Annotated in this window: 18 protein-coding genes; 9 read left to right on the top strand and 9 right to left on the bottom strand. The window is 70.3% G+C overall.

The features are described 5' to 3' along the window. Positions 1-9 precede the first annotated feature (9 nt). Positions 10-1,125, bottom strand: coding sequence for a substrate-binding domain-containing protein (locus KF871_RS15705; RefSeq protein WP_291144565.1), 1,116 nt, complete (start codon positions 1,123-1,125; stop codon positions 10-12). A 97-nt stretch (positions 1,126-1,222) separates the two neighbouring features. Here KF871_RS15705 and KF871_RS15710 point away from each other — a divergent pair, with 97 nt between their 5' ends. From KF871_RS15710 to KF871_RS15740, 7 genes are all read left to right on the top strand, one after another. Further along, positions 1,223-1,951, top strand: coding sequence for an ABC transporter permease (locus tag KF871_RS15710; protein WP_291144568.1), 729 nt, complete (start codon positions 1,223-1,225; stop codon positions 1,949-1,951). A 38-nt stretch (positions 1,952-1,989) separates the two neighbouring features. Next, a complete protein-coding gene (locus tag KF871_RS15715) occupies positions 1,990-2,709 on the top strand; it encodes a phosphate ABC transporter ATP-binding protein (RefSeq protein WP_291144616.1) in 720 nt (239 codons plus the stop codon). Beyond that, positions 2,706-3,506, top strand: a complete 801-nt coding sequence (locus KF871_RS15720; protein ID WP_291144570.1) for a substrate-binding domain-containing protein — start codon at positions 2,706-2,708, stop codon at positions 3,504-3,506. Before KF871_RS15715 ends, KF871_RS15720 begins: the two co-directional genes overlap by 4 nt. A 389-nt stretch (positions 3,507-3,895) precedes the next feature. Beyond that, a complete protein-coding gene (locus tag KF871_RS15725; RefSeq protein WP_291144572.1) occupies positions 3,896-4,645 on the top strand; it encodes a substrate-binding domain-containing protein in 750 nt (249 codons plus the stop codon). Further along, on the top strand, positions 4,626-5,675 hold the full coding sequence (locus KF871_RS15730; protein ID WP_291144575.1) for an iron ABC transporter substrate-binding protein: 1,050 nt from the start codon (positions 4,626-4,628) through the stop codon (positions 5,673-5,675). Before KF871_RS15725 ends, KF871_RS15730 begins: the two co-directional genes overlap by 20 nt. Position 5,676: 1 nt before the next feature. Further along, positions 5,677-6,651 (top strand): iron ABC transporter permease, encoded by a 975-nt coding sequence (locus KF871_RS15735; RefSeq protein ID WP_291144577.1) that lies wholly within the window; start codon positions 5,677-5,679, stop codon positions 6,649-6,651. Beyond that, positions 6,648-7,463 carry an ABC transporter ATP-binding protein gene (locus tag KF871_RS15740; RefSeq protein WP_291144580.1) on the top strand — a complete coding sequence of 272 codons (816 nt, stop codon included), beginning with the start codon at positions 6,648-6,650 and terminating at the stop codon, positions 7,461-7,463. Before KF871_RS15735 ends, KF871_RS15740 begins: the two co-directional genes overlap by 4 nt. On the opposite strand, the gene modC is transcribed toward KF871_RS15740, so the two are convergent. Genes modC through modA form a run of 3 tightly spaced genes read right to left on the bottom strand, consistent with a single transcriptional unit; the run spans position 7,438 to position 9,977 of the window. After that, positions 7,438-8,538 (bottom strand): molybdenum ABC transporter ATP-binding protein, encoded by a 1,101-nt coding sequence (gene modC, locus KF871_RS15745; protein WP_291144583.1) that lies wholly within the window; start codon positions 8,536-8,538, stop codon positions 7,438-7,440. The two genes, KF871_RS15740 and modC, sit on opposite strands and share 26 nt — an antisense overlap. Continuing rightward, the gene (gene modB, locus KF871_RS15750; protein ID WP_291144585.1) at positions 8,535-9,212 is read right to left on the bottom strand and encodes a molybdate ABC transporter permease subunit; all 678 of its coding nucleotides are present in this window, start codon (positions 9,210-9,212) and stop codon (positions 8,535-8,537) included. The genes modC and modB overlap by 4 nt, the downstream gene beginning before the upstream one ends. Positions 9,213-9,221: 9 nt before the next feature. Continuing rightward, positions 9,222-9,977 (bottom strand): molybdate ABC transporter substrate-binding protein, encoded by a 756-nt coding sequence (gene modA, locus KF871_RS15755; RefSeq protein ID WP_291144587.1) that lies wholly within the window; start codon positions 9,975-9,977, stop codon positions 9,222-9,224. A 59-nt stretch (positions 9,978-10,036) separates the two neighbouring features. Between modA and KF871_RS15760 the strand changes: the two genes are divergently transcribed. Beyond that, on the top strand, positions 10,037-10,828 hold the full coding sequence (locus KF871_RS15760; RefSeq protein ID WP_291144589.1) for a TOBE domain-containing protein: 792 nt from the start codon (positions 10,037-10,039) through the stop codon (positions 10,826-10,828). A gap of 19 nt (positions 10,829-10,847) precedes the next feature. Here the strand turns inward: KF871_RS15760 and KF871_RS15765 are convergent, their stop codons facing one another. After that, entirely contained in the window at positions 10,848-11,642 is a 795-nt protein-coding gene (locus KF871_RS15765; protein ID WP_291144591.1) for a hypothetical protein, read from the bottom strand. Continuing rightward, complete coding sequence (locus KF871_RS15770) at positions 11,639-12,598, bottom strand: alpha/beta fold hydrolase (protein WP_291144593.1); 960 nt, start codon at positions 12,596-12,598, stop codon at positions 11,639-11,641. Before KF871_RS15770 ends, KF871_RS15765 begins: the two co-directional genes overlap by 4 nt. Before the next feature lie 62 nt (positions 12,599-12,660). Here KF871_RS15770 and KF871_RS15775 point away from each other — a divergent pair, with 62 nt between their 5' ends. Beyond that, positions 12,661-13,419, top strand: a complete 759-nt coding sequence (locus KF871_RS15775) for an AraC family transcriptional regulator (RefSeq protein WP_291144596.1) — start codon at positions 12,661-12,663, stop codon at positions 13,417-13,419. A 43-nt stretch (positions 13,420-13,462) separates the two neighbouring features. Here KF871_RS15775 and KF871_RS15780 read toward each other — a convergent pair whose 3' ends face one another. From KF871_RS15780 to KF871_RS15790, 3 genes are read right to left on the bottom strand one after another with little or no spacing between them, the layout of a single operon-like run. After that, positions 13,463-14,563, bottom strand: a complete 1,101-nt coding sequence (locus tag KF871_RS15780) for a helix-turn-helix domain-containing protein (protein ID WP_291144599.1) — start codon at positions 14,561-14,563, stop codon at positions 13,463-13,465. A 32-nt stretch (positions 14,564-14,595) separates the two neighbouring features. Continuing rightward, positions 14,596-15,300: an NTP transferase domain-containing protein gene (locus tag KF871_RS15785; protein WP_291144603.1), complete on the bottom strand. Its 705-nt coding sequence runs from the start codon at positions 15,298-15,300 to the stop codon at positions 14,596-14,598. After that, entirely contained in the window at positions 15,297-16,331 is a 1,035-nt protein-coding gene (locus tag KF871_RS15790) for an XdhC family protein (RefSeq protein WP_291144606.1), read from the bottom strand. Before KF871_RS15790 ends, KF871_RS15785 begins: the two co-directional genes overlap by 4 nt. Positions 16,332-16,452: the final 121 nt, after the last annotated feature.

The raw sequence follows: 16,452 nt of genomic DNA on the forward strand, positions 1-16,452 counted from the left end.
GCACCTGGCTCAGTCCCACCAGGGCAGCAGCCGCTTCATGGCCGCCACCTCGCCGCAGTGGTCGGGCTGGTAACCGGGCAGCGTGGCCATGCGTTGTTGCCAGTCGCGGCTGCGCAGGCAGGCCAGCAGGCGCTGCATGGGTGGGTCGTCCAGCGAGGATTTCAGGCCCACCAGCAGATAGCGCTCATCGGTGAGTGGCACAAAGTCGAGCCGGGCGCTGCGCGCCGCGTATTCGGTGCCCAACCCCACGTCGGCGGTACCACCGGCCACCGCCAGCGCCACGGCAGCGTGCGAACGCTCGATGTGGTCGTAGCCGTCGATATCCAGCGGCATCAGGCCGGCCTGGCCCAGCAGTTCGTCCAGCAGCAGCCGGGTGCCGGTGCCCAGCGCGCGGTTGACAAAGCGCGCCTGCAGCCGCGCCACGTCCTGGATGTCGTGCAGGCGCAGAGGGTTGCCGGGCGCCACGATCAGCCCTTGCGTGCGACGGGCAAAACCGATGATCTTGTGCAGCCCGGGCTTGAGCATGGGGCGGTAAGTGCGGGCCGTCACGGTCTGGGCACCCGAGAACGGCTGCGCATGAAAGCCCGCGATGTTGCAACGCCCTTCGTTGAGCGCGCGAATGGCGTCCACACTGCCGCAGAAATGCACGTCCAGGTGCAGCGATTCGCGGCCATCGCGCTGAGCAGCAAAGTCCACCAGTTCGGTCAGCGCGTGGTCGTGGCTGGCGTACAGGCGCAGTGTGGGCACGCCCGGTGCGTCCTCGTCGCTGCTCAGCACCTGGGTGAAGGCGCGCTCGAGTTCGACCCGCAGACTCTCCAGTTGCGGGCCCAGGCGTGCCTGGGCGAGGCGCTCGGCACCCAGCAGCTTCTCGCCAAAAGGCGTGAGGCGGGCCGCCTGGCCGCGCTCCCAGAGGATCAAGCCCTGCCCGAGATCGGCCTCCCAGTCCTTGAGCTGGCCCCAGACGTGGCGGTAGGACAGGCCCAGCTCACGCGCGGCGCCCGATATCGAGCCGCTGCTCTTGACCGCGTGCAGCACGTCCATCATGGGGTTGCGCAGCAATGACGCACCTTGCGGGGCCACAGCTTCGCGGGCGGTGAATTGGTAGGCCAGCTCGATGCGTCGCATGGGGCGCAAGTGTGCCGCAACGGCCTTATGCATTCAGGTGCATACCGCGTGAACACGTAGCGCGGCGTTCGTGATGCTTCGATAAGCTCGTCGCCTTATGAACACCTTTTCCGACAGCGTGGTCACCGCGATCGGGCTCATCGTCTCGGGCGATCCGGGGCTGTGGTCCATCGTGCTGCGTTCGCTGGTGGTGAGCGTGCTGGCCACGGCCATCGCCTATGGCCTGGGGCTGTGGTTCGGAGCCTGGCTGGCGGGTGCGCGCTTCAAGGGCCGTGCGGCCGTGCTCACGCTGCTCAACACTGCGCTCGCCGTGCCAGCGGTGGTGGTCGGGCTGGTGGTGTACCTGCTGCTGTCGCGCTCGGGCCCGCTGGGCTTTCTCGGCTGGTTGTTCAGCGTGCCGGCCATGGTGATGGCGCAGGCCGTGCTGGTGCTGCCGCTGGTCACGGCGCTGGTGCGCCAGATCGTCGAAGACGCGGACCGCGACCACGGCGAGCAACTGCGCTCCATGGGTGCAGGCACCCTGACACGCAGCCTGCTGCTGGCCTGGGACGAGCGCTACGCCTTGCTCACCATCTTCATCACCGCCTTCGGGCGGGCGATCTCCGAAGTCGGCACGGTGATGATCGTGGGCGGCAACATCGACGGCTTCACCCGCGTGATGACCACCGCCATTGCGCTGGAGACCAGCAAGGGCGATCTGCCGCTGGCGCTGGGCCTGGGCCTGGTGCTGCTGGCCGTGGTGCTGGTGCTCAATGCCATGGTGTCGGTGGTGCGGCGCTGGCGCGAGCGCGAAGACGGTTTGATGCCCGAGGGGGCGATGGCGTGAGCGGTGCACCGCCCGTGGCCCCCAGCGTGGTGCCTGCCATGTGCTTCGAACTGCGCGGCGTGCAGGTGCGGCTGGGGCCGTCGCCCCGCCCGCCGGCGCTCGAGGGCGTGAACCTGCGCATCACCGAAGGCGAGCGCGTGGCCTTCATCGGCGCCAACGGCAGCGGCAAGAGCACCCTTCTGCGCGCCATGCACGGCCTGCTGCCGCTGACGGCCGGCCTTTGCCAGCGCCCCGAGACCGCGCGCATGGCCATGCTGTTTCAACGTCCGCACATGCTGCGTCTGCGCGCCTGGCACAACGTGGCGCTGGGCCTGTGGTTGCGCGGCACGCCCTGGCGCGAGGCCCGCGAGCGGGCGCACCTGGCGCTGGCGCGCGTCGGCCTGACGGAGCTGGCCGCGCGCAACGGTCGTGCACTGTCGGGCGGGCAGCAGCAGCGCCTGGCCCTCGCGCGTGCCTGGGCGCTCAAGCCCGACATCTGGTTGCTCGACGAGCCGACCGCCAGCCTGGATCCGCACGCCAAGCGCGAGGTCGAAGAGCTGATTGCCGAATTCACCGCGCCGCGCGCCGGCGCGCGCGCCACCACCCTGGTGTTTGCCAGCCACAACCTGGGTCAGGTCAAGCGCCTGGCCAGCCGGGTGATTTACCTCGAGCAGGGCCACGTGCTGGCCGACCTGCCCGTCAACGATTTTTTCAACGCCGACCTGTTGCAGGCCCTGTGCCCGCACGCCCATTTGTTTGTCCAAGGAGAAAGCTGGTGAAACCCATTCGCACCCTCGCCACCCTCACCGCCGGTCTGTTGATCGGTGCCAGCGCGTTCGCGCAAAGCATCGTCGTGGCCTCGACCACGTCGACCGAGCAGTCCGGCCTGTTCGGCTACCTGCTGCCCATGTTCAAGCAGGCCACCGGCATCGACGTGAAGGTCGTCGCGCTGGGCACCGGCCAGGCCATCGACATGGCGCGCCGCGGCGACGCCGACGTGCTGTTCGTGCACGACAAGGTCGCCGAAGAGAAGTTCGTGGCCGAGGGCTACAGCGCCAAGCGCCAGGACGTCATGTACAACGACTTCGTGCTGATCGGCCCCAAGGCCGACCCGGCCGGCACCAAAGGCAACGACATCGTGGCCGCCCTCAAGAAAGTGGCTACCGCCAATGCGCCCTTCATCTCACGCGGCGACCGCAGCGGCACCAACGCCGCCGAACTGCGCTTCTGGAAGGCAGCCGAGCTCGACGCCAAGGGCAGTGGCTACAAGGAATGCGGCTGCGGCATGGGCCCGGCGCTCAACATCGCCTCGGGCAGCAACGCCTACGTGATGTCCGATCGCGGCACTTGGCTCAACTTCAAGAACCGCGGTGACCTCACCGTGCTGGTCGAGGGCGACAAGCGCTTGTTCAACCAGTACGGCGTGATGCTGGTCAGCGCCGCCAAGCACCCGCAGGTCAAGACCGCCGAAGGCCAGAAGTTTGTCGACTGGGTCACCAGCGACAAGGGCCAGGCCGCCATCGCCGGCTACAAGATCAACGGCGAACAGCTGTTCTTCCCCAACGCGGAGAAATAGGCTCCCCCCTGCGCCGCTGCGCGGCTTCCCCAGGGCCTGCCCATGCCATTTCTTCAAGATGCGTTGTAGCCATGAGGACTGTGCGCAAGGCGCGAAACGCAGACGGGCCGGTGGCCCGACGAGGTTTCGCAACGCGGCGCACGGTTCTCATGGCTGCAACCCGGAGGGAAGGGGGCGCCATCAGCACCACTCAGCGTTGCACGCCTAGGTCAGGCGCCCAGCCTGACCGTCGTCGCGCGCCTTGATTGGCACTGATGGCGCCCCCTTCGCACTTGAAGAAATGGCATGGGCAGGCCCTGAGGGGGGACGGCACCAGCGGACCGGCGGAGCCGGATCCGCGGTGCCCCGCGACGTGGCGGGCCGTTGTGGCATAGCTTTCACCTTGCGCGATGTCGACGCCGCTTGCTTCGGGCCCTGTGCGCGTGATGGCGGCGGGCAGTCTGCGCGAGGCCTTCGAGGCGCTGGCGCCGCTGCATCGCGCGGCGGGTGGACCCGCGTGGTGCAGCCGCTTTGCGGCCGCTGGCCTGCTGCGACAGCGCATCGAGGCCGGCGTGCCGGCCGATGTGTTTGCCTCGGCCAATCTGGACCACCCGCGCGCCTTGGCGCAGCAGGGTGGCTGGAGCGAACCCCAGGTGTTTGCGCACAACCCGATGTGCGCGCTGGTGGCGCCTTCGCTGCGCAGCGACCCGCACGCGCTGCTTGATGCCTTGCTCAACCCGGCGCTTCGGCTGGGCACCTCGACGCCGCTCGCCGATCCGTCGGGCGACTACGCGCTGGCGGTGTTCGATCGCGCCGAGGCCCTGAAGGCTGGCGCACGCGATGCCTTGCGTGCCAGGGCGATGGCGCTCACCGGCGGCCCCCAGTCGCCACGCGCGCCCGAGGGGCGCAACACCTACGCCTGGGTGATGGCCGAACACCGGCTCGATGTGTTCCTGACCTACCGCACCAATGCCCAGCGCGCGCAACGCGAATGGGCCGAACTGCGCGTGGTGGCGCTGCCCGAGGCCCTGTCGGTGCGCGCCGACTACGGCCTGTGCTGGCGCCTGGCTGCCGGACAAGGGGCCGAGCAACTGGCGCAATGGTTGCTCGGCGCGCAGGCGCGCGACACACTCGCCAGCCATGGATTCGAACTGCCCTGATCGCTGGTCGCGCCGTGCCGCGCTGCAGGCACTGGCCGCCGGCGTGGCCTGGCCGGTGGCGGCGCAGACGCCCCGCACGCTGACCGACAGCGCGGGCAGGGCAGTGCAAGTGCCGTCGCAGGTGGCCCGGGTCTTTCCGGCCGGGCCGCCCGCGGCCATCTGGCTCTACACGCTGGCGCCCGAGACGCTGCTGGGCTGGCCGCGCGCCAACCGGCCTGATGAACGCGAGTTCCTGCTGCCCGACGTGGCGGCGCGGCCCGAGGTGGGCCGTCTCACCGGCCGCGGCAACACCGCCAACCTCGAGACGGTGCTCGCGCTCAAGCCCGACCTGATCGTCGACACCGGTTCGGTGCGCCAGACTTTCGTCGAGCTGGCCGATCGCGTGCAATCGCAGACCGGCATTCCCTATGCCTTGATCGACGGCGCGCTGGAGGCGGTGCCCGAGGGCTACCGGCTGCTCGGTGAGTTGCTGGGCCGGCAGGCGCGCGCGGCCGAGCTGGCGCGTTATGCCAGCGACACGCTGGCGCAGGTGCGCGAGCGCGTGGCGCGCGTGCCGCGCGAGCGCCGGCCCCGCGTCTACTACGCGCGGGGCCCGCACGGCATGGAGACCGGTCTCGACGGCTCCATCAACGTGGAGATGTTCGAGGCCATGGGCATCGAGCTCGTGTCCACGCGCATGCCGGGCGGGCTGGCGCGGGTGTCGGTCGAGCAGGTGCTGAACTGGGACCCGGAGGTGATCATCACCATCGACCAGACCTTTGCGCAGACCGTGGGCAGCAGCCCGCTGTGGCGCGGCGTGAGTGCGGTGCGCCATGGCCGCGTGCACCTCAGCCCCAAGCTGCCCTTTGGCTGGGTGGACTTCCCGCCCAGCGTGAACCGCCTGCCCGGCCTGTGGTGGATCGGCGCCAAGGTGTTGCCAGAGCAGTTTCGCGACGACCTCGGCGCCATCGCGCGCGACTTCTACCGCCGCTTCTACCAGGTCGATCTGTCGGCCGGGCAGGTGCGGCGCGTGCTGGCGGGCCGCGACTGAGATGCGCACGCTGGCCGCGTGGGCGGTGTTGCTGTTCGGCCTGCTGCTGGCCTTGCTGGCGGGGCGCACGCCGGTCTCGCTCACCGACCTGTGGGCCGTGGTCACCGGCCAGGCCAGCGAGTCCTTGCAGACCGTGGTGTGGCAGATCCGCGCGCCGCGCATCGCCGCCGCGCTGGCCGTGGGTGCGGCGCTCTCGGCGGCGGGCGCGGCGTTTCAGGGTTTGTTCCGCAACCCGCTGGTTTCGCCCGACATCCTGGGGGCGTCTGCCGGTGCGGCGCTGGGCGCCTTGCTGGGCATCTTCTTTTCCTTCGGGCTGGCGGGCATCCAGCTGATGGCCTTTGCTGGCGGCCTGCTGGCGGTGGCGCTGGTGTACGGCACCGGCTCGCTGGTGCGCCAGGGCGACCCCATCCTGGTGCTGCTGCTGGCGGGCATCGTCATCGGTTCGCTGCTCGGGGCGGGCATCGGGCTCGTCAAGACGCTGGCCGACCCCTACAACCAGCTGCCGGCCATGACCTTCTGGTTGCTGGGCAGCCTGTCGGCCGCGCATGCAGACGATCTGCCCGCCTTGCTGGTGCCGGTGGCGCTGGGCCTGGTGGTGTTGCTGCTGCTGCGCTGGCGCCTGGACGTGATGTCGCTGCCCGAGGAAGAAGCCCGCGCGCTCGGTGCGCGCACCACCGGGTTGCGCCTGGCCATCGTGGCCGCCGCCACGCTGGTGACCGCAGCCAGCGTGGCAGCAGCGGGCATCGTGGGCTGGGTCGGCCTGGTGGTGCCGCACCTGGCGCGCTTTCTGGTCGGTCCTTCGTTTGTGCGCCTGGTGCCGGTGGCGGCCGTGCTCGGTGCCGGCCTGCTGCTGATCATCGACACGGTGGCGCGCTCGGTCGCGCCGGTGGAGATTCCGCTGGGCATCCTCACTGCGCTGATCGGCTCACCGTTCTTCATCGTGCTGCTGGGCCGGGCGCAGCGGGGGTGGCAATGAGCGCCTTGCTCGAGGCCACCGATCTGCAGGTGGGGTACGGCAGCCGCGTGGTGGCCGCGGTGCCGTCAGTGCAACTGCATGCTGGCGAGGTGGTGGCGCTGCTCGGCCCCAACGGCGGCGGCAAGACCACGCTGCTCAAGACGCTGCTCGGGCTGCTGCCGCCACTGGCGGGCGAAGTGCGTCTCGATGACCGCGCGCTGCGCGACTGGTCGCTGCCGGCGCGTGCGCAGTGGCTGGGCTATGTGCCGCAGGGGCAGGCCAGCACCTTTGGCTACAGCGCACTGCAGATGGTGCTGATGGGGCGCACGGCCCACCTCGGCCTGCTGGCGCGGCCGGGCGCGCGGGACGAAGCCATTGCCCATGAAGCCCTGGAGCGACTGGGCGTCGCGCACCTGGCCGATCGCTCGGTGCACCGCATGAGCGGCGGCGAGCGCCAACTGGTGCTGATCGCGCGCGCCCTGGCGCAGCAGCCGCGCGCGGTGCTGCTCGACGAGCCCACCGCCAGCCTGGACTTCGGCAACCAGGGGCGGGTGCTGCACGCCGTGCGGGCGCTGGCCGATCAGGGCCTGGGCGTGCTGTTCACCACCCACGACCCCAACCAGGCCCTGCGCCACGCCGACCGTGCGCTGCTGCTGGGCGACGGGCGCTTGCTGGCGCAAGGCCCGGTGAGCGAGGTGGTCACCTCGGCGGGGTTGGCGGCGCTTTACGGCGTGCCGGTGCCCAGCGTGGTCGAAGCGAATGGCCGTGCGGTGTTCCTGCCGCCATTGGGCGCTGCGGCGCCTGCGGTCAGCGCAGCACCGCCACGCCCTTGATGAGCGCGAACAGCCGCACGCCCGGCGCGATGCCCAGGCGCTGCACCGAGCCTTGTGTCAGGCGCGAGAGCAAACGCGTGCCGCTGCCCAGACGCAGGCCCACCAGCACCTGGCCCGGGCCGTCGTCGCTCAGGTCGCTCACCTCGGCCGGCAACACGTTGTTGACGCTGATCTGCTGCGGCTCGACCAGCGACAGGCTCACGTCGCGGGCCTGCACGCGCACCCGCAGGCGGCTGCCGGCGGGCAGGGGTGCGCGGCGGGTGTCGGTCAGGCGCAGCGGGCCACCGTCGAAGGCGAGGCAGGTCAGGCCATCGGCGCTGGTGCCTTCGACCACACCATCGATCAGCGCGCTGGCCGCGTCGCCGTGGGCCAGGGGCAGGTCGCTGCGGGTGATCAGCTCGGCGATCGGGCCTTGCGCGCGCACCGTGCCACCTTCCAGCAGCACCAGGTGATCGGCCAGGCGCAGCGCCTCGTCCATGGCGTGCGTGACATAGACGATGGGCAGGTCCAGCTGTTCGTGCAGTTGCTCCAGCCAGGGCAACAGCTCGGCCTTGCGTGTGGCGTCCAGCGAGGCCAGGGGTTCGTCCATCAGCAGCACGCGCGGGCTGGTGGCCAGGGCACGGGCGATGGCCACGCGCTGGCGCTCGCCGCCCGAGAGCTCGGCCGGCCGGCGATCGAGCAGGTGCGCGATGCCCAGCAACGCCAGCCCGTGGTCCCAGCCATGGTGGCGCTGCGCAGGCGGCACACGCCGCCAGCCGTAACGCAGGTTGTCGCGCACGCTCAGATGGTCGAACAGGCTGGCCTCCTGGAACACGTAGCCCAATGCGCGGCGGTGGGCCGGCAGGCAGGTGCGCAGCGCGCTGTCGAGCCACACCTCGCCACCCACCACCACCCGCCCAGTGGCCGCGGGCTCCAGGCCCGCCAGCACGCGCAGGCAGGTGGTCTTGCCCGACCCCGACGGGCCGAACAGGGCGGTGATGCCCTGACCGGGCAACCGCAGGTCCACGTCCAGCGTGAAACCGGCGCGGCGAACGGTTGTACGCAACTCGATGCTCGCTTCGGTCGCTGGATTCATGCGCGGTGGTTTCGTCGGTTTACCCACTGCAGCGACAGCAACGCCGCAAACGCAAACACCAGCATCACCGCAGCCAGCCGGTGCGCGTCGCCGTATTCCAGCGCTTCCACATGGTCGTAGATCTGCAGCGACACCACGCGCGTCACGCCGGGGATGTTGCCACCCACCATCAGCACCACGCCGAACTCGCCCACGGTGTGCGCGAAGCTCATGACCGTGCCGGTGATGAGCGCAGGCCGGCACAGGGGCAGCACCACGGTGAAGAAGCGGTCGACCTGCGACGCCCGTAGACTGGCGGCTGCTTCGAGCGGCCGATCGCCCAGCTGCTGCATGGCCGCGAGCACCGGCTGCACCATGAAGGGCAGGGAATACAGCAGCGATGCCGCCACCAGCCCGCCGAAGCTGAAGGTCAGCAGACCCAGCCCCATGGCCTGCGTCCACTGACCCACCGGGCCGTTCGGCCCCATGGCCACCAGCAGGTAAAAGCCCAGCACCGACGGTGGCAGCACGAACGGGATGGTGACCAGTGCGCCCACCGGGTGGCGCCACGCGGAGCGCGTGCGGGCGAGCCACCAGGCCAGCGGCACGCCGATCACCAGCAGCAGCAGCGTGGTGAGGCCCGCCACGCGCAGCGTGAGGGCCAGGGCCTGCAGGTCGGACGGGGTCAGCAGCATGGGGTGGGGTCAGCGCTCGTAGCCGTAGGAGCGGATCAGGTCGTTGACGCGCTCGCTGCGCAGCAGCGCCATCAGCGCCTGTGCGGCCGCATTGTGCTCGCCGTGCCTGAGCAGCACCGCGTCCTGGCGGATGGTGGGGTACAGGGCGGGCGGCACCACCCACATTGAGCCGCCTTTGAGGCGACCCCCTTCGAGCACCTGCGACATCGCCACAAAGGCCAGCTCGGCGTTGCCGGTGACAGCGAAGTTGTAGGTCTGGCCGATGCTTTCGCCTTGCACCAGGCGCGGCGTCAGCGCGGAGGTGAGGCCCAGCTTGTCAATGGCTTCGACGGCGGCCGCGCCGTAGGGCGCGGTCTTGGGGTTGGCAATGGCCAGCTTGCGAAAGCCGTCGCCGCGCAGCACCTCGCCCCGGGCGTCCACCCGGGTGGCGTCGGCCGACCACAGCACCAGCTTGCCGGTGGCGTAGGTGAAGCGGCTGTTGGCCACGGCCAGACCATCCGCTTCAAGCTGCGCGGGCGCCTTCTGGTCGGCCGAGAGCATCACGTCGAAGGGGGCGCCGTTGCGGATCTGCGCGTACAGACGCCCGGTGGCGCCGACCGAAACGCTCACCGTGTGGCCAGTGCTCTTTCGCAGCACCTCGGCCACGGCACGCATGGGTTCGGCAAAGTTGGCCGCCACCGCCACGGTGGCTTCGTCGGCATGGGCCGGCACCGCCAGCGCGAACAAGGCGGCCAGGGCGGTGGCCGCCAGGCTTCGTGAGAACATCCCGATTTCCTCTTCTGAATTCGCTATTCCAAAACGGAATAGCGAGAAGCATACACCACATGCCCGCCCGATCCCGCTCCAAAGCCCCCTCTCTGGCCGGTCTGCCCCAGGCGCTCAGCGATGTGGGTGCCGATCGGCGGCTCGACGTGCTGCGCCGCATCGCCGTGGGCGATTCGATCTCGCAGGCCGCGCGCGAAGTCGGCGTGAGCTACAAGGCCGCCTGGCAGGCGATCGAGACCTTGTCGCAAACCAGTGGCCAGGCGCTGGTGGACCGCACGGTGGGGGGCAGCGGCGGTGGCGGCGCCGTCATCACCGAGGCCGGCATGCGCCTGCTGCAACTGGCCGATGAACTGGCGCAAGCGCGCGAGGCGGTGCTCTCGCGTTTTTCCGGCGGTGCCATGGTGGCGGCCGGCCTGCAGCTGCGCACCAGCATGCGCAACCAGTTGGCCTGCCAAGTGGTGGCCTTGCAGCCACTGGCGCCCGATGACCCGACGGTCTGGGTGCAATGCGAAACGCGCGGTGGGCAGCGCTTGAGCGCCAGCGTGACGCGCGAGAGCTGCGACCTGCTGGGCCTGGCGCCCGGGAGGCGCGTGCTGCTGCTGTGCAAGGCCACGGCCGTGGTGGTGGGTCCTGCCCACCGCAGCGTGCGCAACGCGGCCGTGAGTGAAAGCGCACGCCTCAACGGCGAGGTGCAGCGCATCGCTCCCGGCCGTGATCGCGACGAGGTGGTGCTGGGCCTGCCGGGCGGTGATCAGTGGGTGGGCTTTGCGCCGCACCCGTTCGCGTTGGCGGTGGGCGCGCGTGCGGGCGCCAGCGTGGCGGCGTCGGCGCTGGTGGTGGCGATCGGCTGAACCCGGTGGTTGCCGTGCATCAGTCGCAGCGCACCAGCGTCGAACCGATGACCGTCTGGCTCGGTTCGGCCACGGCGACGATCTCTGCCTGTGGCCCGGTGTCCTTCGAGTTGGAGGTGGCGCCTGCGCGCAGGCGGACCTGGTCGCCGCGCGCCAGCGCCAGCCCTGCCGGTGCACGTGCCAGCCAGACAGGCACATACCAGTCGCCCCCGTCGAGCACCTTGAGCTGACAGCCGACGCGCACAACCCGGCTCTGTGCAAAGTCGTCCTCGTTGAAAGCTGCGATGCGCTGCAAGGCCGCTTGTGCAAAGTCGAAGGACCAGGCGGGCAGTGGTGAGCGAATGCGCAAGCGCCAGGTGTCAACGGGGTCGTCGGGGGTGTGGCATCGGGTCTGGCCGCTCGCCGGTGGAGCCGGCAAGGCCCGCACGAAACGGCCGTGCAGACGTTCGGGAGACGTGGCGTCAGCCCGGGGCCATGCCGAACGGGCCTCAACCACGACGACCTCGGTGCCCGGCGCCAGGCGGGTGCCTGCGGGCAGCACGGTGGTCACGGTGGTCCAGCGCGTGCCGCCCACGTCAGAGGTGTCGGGCGTGCCGCACTCACCCTGGACCAGCCGCTCTTCTTCCATCTCGCGGCGTGTCACGCCGGCGCGCAGTGCCGCGAACAGTTCGGGGTGGCCATCGCGCACGGCGTGGGGGCTGGCGGGCACGTCGAGCACCTGGGCTGCGGTCAGGGCGCCCGATCGCGGCGCCGTCTCGCAGCCGGCAAGGGCAAGGGCCATCAGCACGATGGCCGGGGTCGCGCATCGGTTCATGGTGTGCGGGGTTTCATCCACCGGTGTTGCAGCAGGAAGTTGCGATAGCGTTCGGCCACCGCGTCCGGGGCTTCCATCATGGGCAAGTGTCCCACCCGTTCGAGCACCTGCACCTCGGCGTGGGGGCAGCGCCAGCGCAGGTTGCGAACACCGGACACGTGGAAGATCCGGTCGCGCCGCCCCCAGAGCACCAGCATGGGGTGGCACAGGTGGGCGATGTGTTGCTCCAGCAGGTAGCGGTCGGCCACATGGTGCGCCCACAGCCGCAGATTGGAGCTGGCCAGGCGGATGGCCTCCTCGCGTGCGGTGCGCCGCAGAGGCCAGGGCAGGCGTGGCGGGCGGTGGAACAGCCGCTCGAACAGTGCGTCGAATTCTTCGCTGTTGCGCGCCACCAGGGGTGCGTGACCGCCGTCGATGAGCAGATCGGTCTCGCTGGGCTTGGGCGAGCGCAGGCCGTGCGGTGCACCAATGAAGGCCAGTGAGGCAACGCGGTTGGGGTACTCACGCGCCAGCATCGCACCCAGCGCACCCCCCATGGAGCTGCCGGCGACGTGGGCGCGCTGCAAGCCAATGCTGTCCATGAACGCGCGCAGCCGCTCGACCTGTTCGGCATAGCCGTAATGCGCGTCGTCCAGGCGGTCGCTGGCGCCAAAGCCGGGCAGATCGGGCACCACCACCCGGTGGTGCGGGGTGAGGCGGCGCGCCAGATCGACCCAGTGGTCCTTTTCGGCGAACAGCCCGTGCAGCAGCAGCACCGGCTCACCCTGCCCGCCATCGAGATAATGCAGCGCGTGGTGCGCCGCCGTTGTGCTGCGCGCCCGCAGACCGGCTATGCGCCGGTTCAGCCCCAGCAACACCGACTTGATGCCATGCAGAAACGAGCTGCCTGCAATGTGAGATATCCCGGCTTGGGGAACCAGGTTCAGCGCCCAGTGGTGGGCGGTACGGATCGGCACGATGTCCTCCTGTTGTGCGTCTTGAACAGGTGCTCACGGTACGCAGGGCATGCCGAAAAGTCTTGGAGGTTTGGGCTGTGTTGATCGGCAATGCGTTGACCGTCGGGCTGGACAAGGCGGTCTACCTGGGCGAACTGCCGGCCACCGGCTGGCACCGCCATGCGGCGCCGGTGCTGCTGGTGGGTTTGTCGGGTCGTTTTCGCCTGCGCTGGCCCGATGGCCGCAGTGAGCACTGCCACAGCGCGCTGATCGACGCCGGTGTGGAGCACGTCTTCGACCCTGACGGTGAACGGGTCGCCATCCTCTACCTGGAGCCCGATGCCCCCGAGGTGCAGCGCCTGCGGGTGCTGTTCGCGCAGCGGGGACCCGTGGTGGGCGAGCCGTTGTCGCGCGTGGTCGATCGCTGGCACACCGAGCAGCGCCTGAACCACTTCGACCTGGATGCCCTCATCGACCGGCGCCTGTGGCCGTCGCTGCAGCCGGTGGACGCGCGGGTGTTGCGCAGCCTGCGCCATCTGCGCGATGCCGGGCTGCCGTCCATGCCCGATCGCGAGGCGCTTGCGCGCACGGTGCACCTGTCCTCCTCGCGCTTCAACCACCTGTTCAGCGAAGAGGCCGGTGTGAGTTTTCGCAGCTACCGCGTGTGGTCGCAGGTCCGCCGGGCCCTGGCGGCGTACCGACCGGATGGCAGCCTCACCGACGCCGCGCTCGATGGCGCATTCGCCGATTCGGCGCATTTCAGCCGCATGTTCCGCAGCACCTTCGGCATGACGCCGTCGAGCGTGCTCAAGCCCTTGCGATCGGTGACGGTGCTGCGCTGAGCGCGCGCCTTCAGCGCCACCTCAGTGCCGCCTTGATGCCAACTCAGCGGCGACGGGCGCCCAGCTTGCGGTAGATGGTGGCGCGGCTGATGCCGAGCGCGCTGGCGGCTTCCTTGACGTTGCCGCGTGCGTCGTCGACCGCCTTGCGGATGAGGGCGGTCTCCAGGTCCTTGAGGGGCACGCCTTGCGTTGCGGGCGCGCTGCGCGCGTTGCGGCGCTCGAACTGGGCCAGCACCTGCAGCCGCAGACCCGACCACAGGGGCACCTCCTGCCCGCCGCGGTGCGCTGCGGCGGCGTCGAACAGGCCTTCGATGGGCGCTGCGAAGTGCAGGCTGGCGTGGCCCGCGGGCACGCCGGGCGAGACGCCCAGCATGTCGGCGGCGGGGCGGTTCATGCCGGTGATGTCGCCGTCGCCGTCCAGGCAGACCAGGCCGTCGCTGTCATCGCCCAGCACGCGGCCGGGCCAGTTCATGCGCAGCAGCAGGTGGTGGGGGCGTGCGAGCGCCAGTGCGTTCTCGATGCTGCGCGCCGACTGCGATACCAGGTGCTTGAGCGCGGGTTGTTCGCTGACGTTGACGCCGGTGAGGTCGAGCATGCCCACGCAGTGGCCGTCCGGGTCCCAGATGGGGGCACCGGCACAGCTGTAGACGCCGGTGGCGTCGAAGAAATGCTCGCCGCGGTGCAGCCACACCGGTTGCAGGTCGGTCAGGGCCATGCCGATGGCGGTGGTGCCCACGGCGCGCTCGGACAGGTCCACACCCAGGCGCGCGATGCCGCTGACGCCGGGCTCGTGCCGATCGACCGGGCCGTTCACGTCGATCACCACGCCCTGCGCGTCGGTCAGGATGGCGAAGTAGTGCGTGTGCGCCATGGCGCGCGAGAGCGAGCGGATGACCGGCGAGGCGGCCTGCAGCAGCGGCTCGCTGGCTTCCAGCGCTCGGCGCATCTGTGCGTCGCTCACCGGTTCGAAGGCCACCTCGCGGTGGTGTTCCAGGCCCAACTGCAAACAGCGCTGCCAGGAACGCGCCACCCAGGGCGACAGACGCGGGCTGGCTTCGGGTTCGCGCGCATCGAGCACTGCGCGGCGCGCCTGCTCGATGAGGGCCAGCCGCTCGGCGGTGGCGGCGTGGGGGGACGTGGACATGGGGGCCATTGGAACAGCGCGCAGCGGCCCGATCAACCGTTGTCGATGCCGCACTGCGGCAAATCGCGCGAGGGCGGGGCGCTTGGCAGGCGCACGCTCAGGCCGGTGTCGGCAGCCAGGCGCGCCAGGTCGTCGGGCGTGTCGACGTCGCGCACATGGGCTTCGTCGGTGGTCGCCCACAGGCGCACGGCCTCGGGTTGGGTGCGTCGCCAGGCGCGCAGGCCACCGCTGTGGTTGCGCAGCAGCGCGCAGGCGTGGGCGTCGAGCACGGCGGGGTGGCCCGGCGTGCCGTTGACCGTGGGCACCAGCACGTGCTGACGGCGGTCGCGCGCGTCGAAAGCGGCGAGCGCCGCGCGCAGCGCGGGCGCACCGAGCAGCGGCAGATCGCTCACCAGCACCAGCAGCCTCTCGGGCATGGCGACCAGGCTGCGCAGGCCCAGTTGCAGCGAATCGGCCGGGTCGTCCCCAGGGGTGGGGTTGCGCAGCACCTGCGGGGGCCGCCGGCTGTTGATCAGGTGCAGGTGGCTTGCAATGGCGTCGCCGTGGTGGCCCACGACCACCTTGACGTGTTCAATGCCCACTTCGGCCAGCGCCGCCAGCTGGCGGTCCAGCAGGGTCAGACCACCCAGGCGGATCAGGCATTTGGGCACGCCGCCGAGGCGGCTGCCGGCGCCCGCGGCCAGCACCAGCGCCACGGTCTCGTGTTCGAGGCTCGGGTCGTGGTCGGCGCCCGTCACGCGTCCTCGCGCACGAAGCAGGTCACTGCATCGTTGGCGCTCACGTCGAGTTTTTCCTTGGCCGGCCCCACCGCCAGGTCACGCGGAAGCGGCACACCGTTCTTCACCGCCAGCACCTCGGCCATCACGCTGACCGCGATCTCGGCCGGTGTCTTGCTGCCGATGTAGATGCCGATGGGCCCGCGCAGGTGGGCCAGGCTCTCTTCGGTCTGGTCGAAGTGCTCGATCAACCGGGCCTGGCGCAGCGCCTGGTTGCGCCGCGAGCCGATGGCGCCGATGTAGAAGGCCTCGGTGCCCAGCGCTTCGAGCAGCGCGAGATCGTCGAGCTTGGGGTCGTGGGTGAGGGCCACGATGGCCGTGCGCCGGTCGGCGCGGAAGGTGCGCACCACGTCGTCGGGCATGTCGTTTGTCAGCGTGACGCCCGGCACCTGCCAGGCGCTGCGGTATTCCTCGCGCGGGTCGCACACAGTGACCGAAAACCCGCTGAACAGGGCCATGGTGGCGAGGTATTCGCTGAGCTGGCCGGCGCCGATCATGAGCAGGCGGTACTCGGGCCCGAAGGCGTTGTGCAGCCAGCCGTCCTGTTCGCGCAGGGCCTCGGGCTGGTCCATGTCGCTCAGGGTCACGCGGCCGGTGGCGACTTCGGTGCTGCGCATGGCCATGCGGCCGCTGCCCAGGCGACCCACGAGGTCGGTCAGGCTGTCGGCGTCGGGGTTGAACTCCAGCAGCAGCTCCAGCGTGCCACCGCAGGGCAGGCCGAAGCGGTGGGCCTCGTCGGCGCTCACGCCGTAGCGGGTGCGCTGCGGCGGCCCATCTGTCAACGCATCGCGGTAGCGGTGGATCAGGTCGTCTTCGATACAGCCGCCCGAGACCGAACCCACCACCGCGCCGCCTTCACACAAGGCCATGATGGAGCCCACCGGGCGCGGCGAGCTGCCCCAGGTGCGCACGACGGTGGCCAGCAGCGTGGCCTTGCCCGCGCGCCGCCAGTCGAGCAGGGTGCGCAGAACGAAGAGATCGAGGTTTTCCATGGTGTTGGGCTCTAGGACCTGTTCACACTATTTTTCCAAGTGCGAACGGGGTGGAAACAGCGCCAATCAAGGCGCGCGACGACGGCCAGGCTGGCCGCCTGGCCTAGGAGTGCAACGACGA

The organism is Hydrogenophaga sp., assembly GCF_019635465.1.
Lineage (GTDB): Bacteria > Pseudomonadota > Gammaproteobacteria > Burkholderiales > Burkholderiaceae_C > Hydrogenophaga.

What these genes read in the sequence shown, in the direction of transcription:
- KF871_RS15705 (WP_291144565.1), bottom strand. Translation starts at nt 1,125, where the DNA reads ATGCGACGCATCGAGCTGGCCTACCAATTCACCGCCCGCGAAGCTGTG.
- KF871_RS15710 (WP_291144568.1), top strand. Translation starts at nt 1,223, where the DNA reads ATGAACACCTTTTCCGACAGCGTGGTCACCGCGATCGGGCTCATCGTC.
- KF871_RS15715 (WP_291144616.1), top strand. Translation starts at nt 1,990, where the DNA reads ATGTGCTTCGAACTGCGCGGCGTGCAGGTGCGGCTGGGGCCGTCGCCC.
- KF871_RS15725 (WP_291144572.1), top strand. Translation starts at nt 3,896, where the DNA reads ATGTCGACGCCGCTTGCTTCGGGCCCTGTGCGCGTGATGGCGGCGGGC.
- KF871_RS15730 (WP_291144575.1), top strand. Translation starts at nt 4,626, where the DNA reads ATGGATTCGAACTGCCCTGATCGCTGGTCGCGCCGTGCCGCGCTGCAG.
- KF871_RS15735 (WP_291144577.1), top strand. Translation starts at nt 5,677, where the DNA reads ATGCGCACGCTGGCCGCGTGGGCGGTGTTGCTGTTCGGCCTGCTGCTG.
- KF871_RS15740 (WP_291144580.1), top strand. Translation starts at nt 6,648, where the DNA reads ATGAGCGCCTTGCTCGAGGCCACCGATCTGCAGGTGGGGTACGGCAGC.
- modC (WP_291144583.1), bottom strand. Translation starts at nt 8,538, where the DNA reads ATGAATCCAGCGACCGAAGCGAGCATCGAGTTGCGTACAACCGTTCGC.
- modB (WP_291144585.1), bottom strand. Translation starts at nt 9,212, where the DNA reads ATGCTGCTGACCCCGTCCGACCTGCAGGCCCTGGCCCTCACGCTGCGC.
- modA (WP_291144587.1), bottom strand. Translation starts at nt 9,977, where the DNA reads ATGTTCTCACGAAGCCTGGCGGCCACCGCCCTGGCCGCCTTGTTCGCG.
- KF871_RS15760 (WP_291144589.1), top strand. Translation starts at nt 10,037, where the DNA reads ATGCCCGCCCGATCCCGCTCCAAAGCCCCCTCTCTGGCCGGTCTGCCC.
- KF871_RS15765 (WP_291144591.1), bottom strand. Translation starts at nt 11,642, where the DNA reads ATGAACCGATGCGCGACCCCGGCCATCGTGCTGATGGCCCTTGCCCTT.
- KF871_RS15780 (WP_291144599.1), bottom strand. Translation starts at nt 14,563, where the DNA reads ATGTCCACGTCCCCCCACGCCGCCACCGCCGAGCGGCTGGCCCTCATC.
- KF871_RS15790 (WP_291144606.1), bottom strand. Translation starts at nt 16,331, where the DNA reads ATGGAAAACCTCGATCTCTTCGTTCTGCGCACCCTGCTCGACTGGCGG.